Source organism: Candidatus Synechococcus spongiarum (assembly GCF_900047545.1).
Classification (GTDB): domain Bacteria; phylum Cyanobacteriota; class Cyanobacteriia; order PCC-6307; family Cyanobiaceae; genus Synechococcus_B; species Synechococcus_B spongiarum_C.
This window is the reverse complement of sequence record NZ_FITM01000126.1, coordinates 1-3,441: the sequence shown is the minus strand read 5'-3', so window position 1 is coordinate 3,441 and position 3,441 is coordinate 1. Positions and strand designations below refer to the sequence as shown.

At 55.6% G+C, this 3,441-nt stretch carries 4 protein-coding genes; all 4 read left to right on the top strand.

Features of this window, described 5'->3' with window-relative positions; genetic code table 11:
- The first annotated feature begins 68 nt into the window (after nucleotides 1-68).
- Nucleotides 69-1,226 (top strand): CO2 hydration protein, encoded by a 1,158-nt coding sequence (locus FLM9_RS05345; RefSeq protein ID WP_074457601.1) that lies wholly within the window; start codon nucleotides 69-71, stop codon nucleotides 1,224-1,226.
- Between the two features lie 4 nt (nucleotides 1,227-1,230).
- Nucleotides 1,231-1,515 (top strand): 4a-hydroxytetrahydrobiopterin dehydratase family protein, encoded by a 285-nt coding sequence (locus tag FLM9_RS05340; protein WP_074457600.1) that lies wholly within the window; start codon nucleotides 1,231-1,233, stop codon nucleotides 1,513-1,515.
- A gap of 1,006 nt (nucleotides 1,516-2,521) precedes the next feature.
- Nucleotides 2,522-2,956, top strand: coding sequence for an AAA family ATPase (locus FLM9_RS08745; protein WP_180365311.1), 435 nt, complete (start codon nucleotides 2,522-2,524; stop codon nucleotides 2,954-2,956).
- A gap of 11 nt (nucleotides 2,957-2,967) precedes the next feature.
- Entirely contained in the window at nucleotides 2,968-3,348 is a 381-nt protein-coding gene (locus FLM9_RS05330) for a hypothetical protein (protein ID WP_143324615.1), read from the top strand.
- Nucleotides 3,349-3,441: the final 93 nt, after the last annotated feature.

The window sequence follows — 3,441 nt, the reverse complement described above, 5'->3', positions numbered from 1 at the left end:
CACCAGCTTCACCATGGCTAGCACCAACCAAGCAGCAACAAGCGACTTCCTTCTGGAGGGCATGGGACATGACGGCTGATGATTCCTCCAATGTCCTGTCCCCGCTCCTGAAGCGGCTGCTGGGCGGTCTGCCCTTGCTGGAGGAATCCCCCACCCACGTGCTGGAGGTGGTGGGGGTGCTGGAGAGCTATGGGGAGGTGCTGGATGCCTACAGCCTCAACCTCATCTACCAGGGGGAGCAGCAATTCCTGAATCCCTTTCCCGTATTCCGGTTTTTCAACGGTGACCTGAGCCTGGGTAGATTGTGGCGTCATCTCAACCATGATCGCATTAACTTTGAATATGCAGAGTACTGCCAGAAGGCCATGCTCTGGCATGGCACCGGCGGGCTGGACGCCTTCCTGGAGAGTGGGCGCTTCGCCGACATCTGTCAGCAGGTGGTCCGCCTCAAGCGGCGCCATGACCCGTTGTTGGGACTGTTGAGCGCCCTCTTTCCCCAGTTCCTGCCGGAGCTGATCCGCTCCGCCGCCACCACCCATGCCCTGGGGCAGTTCTGGCGGGTGATGAGTGACCTGTTCCTGGACTTGGCCCGCGCCCACCGGGAGGGGCGGATCACCTCCGTTGCCAGCATTGTGGAGTTTGTGAAGACGGGGCTGGTGGCCGCCGCCGGTCTGCCCATTCGCTACACCGTACAGTTGCATGACGCCACGGTGGCCATCCTGCCGGAGGATGCCCATCTCACCTTTCTCGTGGACGTGGCGGTTCCCTACGTGGAGGCCGTCTTTCTGCGGGGCATGCCTTTCCTGGGCACCCTCTCTTTCAATGCCCAGGCCACGCAAATCCCCCACGACCAGGGGCAATTTGCCTATGGGGCCTTGTTTGCAGATCCCTTGCCCACCATGGGGGCCGGCATTCCCCCCAGCCTGCTGATGCAAGACATGTACCGCCACCTGCCCCATGAACTGGAGGCCTCGTACCGGAGCCAGGGTCGGGGGGTGGTGGACATCCATGTGAAAATCTGCATGAGTTTCCAGAAGGCCATGTTCTGCGTCACCAACGGGGCCATCAACGGCACCATGCCCTATCCCCTGGATGATCCGGATCCCCGGCACCAGGGCGCCAACCGGGAACACTGCACGGCGTGGCTGGAGCGGCTGCGTCAGGCCCAACTCACGGCGCTGCCCGCCAGCGATCCCAAGACGATCCGCACCGCCGGTCACCATTGAACCCATGGACAACCACTCATCCCTTAACCCCGCCTGGAGCCAGCGGCAACGACCCCCTCGGCTGGAGCGCCGCCTCGCCTTTGACAACTACCCCCAGGTGCAGGACTTCCTTGAGAAATTGGAGCGCCTCTGTGAGCAACGGCAGCGGTATCCCGATCTCAGCTTTGGGCGCACCTACGCGAACTTGACCATCTACCCGGAACAGGATGCCACCGACGTGGGCAGTGGGGAGGAAGAGTTTGCCCGGGAGATTGATGAGTTGGTGGAGGAGGAGAAAGGATCATGCTGACCCGTTTGGAAGTGGACGGATTCAAAAACCTGTTGAATTTTTCCCTGGAATTTCGGGCCGTACACTTGCATCGCTGGTCCTAACGGAGCCAGCAAGTCCAACATCTTTGATGCTATCCTCTTTCTTCCTTTACTCACTGACCATATCATTAATGAGGCGGGACTGCAAATACGGAATGCAGATTAAGAGACAGAAAATATATAAGACTTGCTATTCTTGGGCACTGGGGAACGCAGCTCCTGTACGCGATTTTTGGCAGAGATAATTGTCAATAAGACGGTGCGCGATGATTTTGGTCGCGAAGCTAAAGTGTCGTCTTCGTTTTTGCGATATGAGATCGCTTTTCGGTATGCAGAGCCTTCTCCCATCACCGGCTTTTTGGGAGGATTGCTTCTGGAAAGTGAGAGCCTGGACCATATCCGCAAAGGCGAGGCAGTTCGTCACTTGAAATTCCCAAATAGAAAAACAAATTCCTGACCAGCGTAGTTCACAATAATCGCAGGGGTGCTGGCTTTATTTCAACCAAACCGGATCCCACAACCGGGCAGGCAGCCATCTCTGTCCATCAGGATGGAGGCTCAAGAGGCAGGGAATGGCCATCCCCCGCCAACCATGGCCGCAAAGACCATCATCGGCACAGAAAACACCTCGTTCACCCCCACCATCCTGGCCGCACGGAACGAGATGCGCAGTTGGCGCATCCTGGCCCTTGATCCAGCCGCCATGCGACGCCCGGACCACACCACACAACCGCCAGGTATCCCTGCCACCGGCGCCTATATCCCGGCAACGTTGCAGCACCTGGCCCATGCAGCAGCACAAGATAATCCTGAATACGACGTTTACGGGCAGGTGTCGAGCCGCCTATCGGAACTGGTGCCGGTACAAAGGGGTGAGCGTGGACGAAGACAAGCAGCGCCACAACAACTGATTTTGGAGATTGTGGAGCATTCGGGCTTGAAGCTCCAGGCCAACTCCATCTCGGACGGTACTGCGGTTCCTGGCCTTGGCGGCGCTGTCCAAAACTGTCGACGAAAGTATAGTCCTCTGCATGGAAGAGCCGGAAAACGGCATCCATCCGGCAAAACTCAACGCCATGAACCGATTGCTCCACGATGTAGCAGTCGATCCAAAGGAAGCCGTCGCTCCCGACAACCCATTGCGACAAGTGATCGTGGTAACTCATTCACCGTATTTCATTCAACTTCAAAACAGAAACGATTTAGTCCTGGCCGAAAATTCAGCGATGAGAAGCCCTGCAGGGAATATTATCTTCCTTCTCAAATGCTATCCCTTACAAGGTTCCTGGCGTGAGCGAAGTGGCAATGACGGAGAAAGACAATCTCCGGGAGTAGGAAAGCTGAACTTGCAGTCTTATCTACAAATATCCTCGGAATATGTACAGCTCAGCTTTCCCACAACTTGTGAGGAGGTACAATGATTGTTAGATTCTTGTTGATCTGCGAGGAGGCATCTGATGGTGTGTTGGTGCATCACATTCAGCGGTTTCTGATTCAGCATGGCGCCACAAAGGCAGAAGGTATTACTTTCCACTCTGGAACTGCTTTGACCAATAAAGTGAGAGAAGGTTTGGAAGGACTGTCCGTTCTGCCAGACCTGCTTTTCGTTCATCGTGATGCGGACCATCGTCGTAACACCTCTGTTGCGAGCGCCGAGAAGCGTTATGCTGAAATTAAAGATGCTGTGCAGTCGGTCAATTACGGTAACCCATATGTAGGAATTTTTCCTGTCTACATGACCGAAGCTAAGGAAAACCTGGGGAATGGGGAGAGGATGTATCATAATGAAGGGAGCAATCTTGGAGCTCCATGAGCAAAGACTGTCAACTTGGCTTCAGCAATTTTGAGCAGAGCATGGTGAAGAGAGAGAGCAAGCGTGAGAGATTTTTGTCGGTGATGGAGGAGG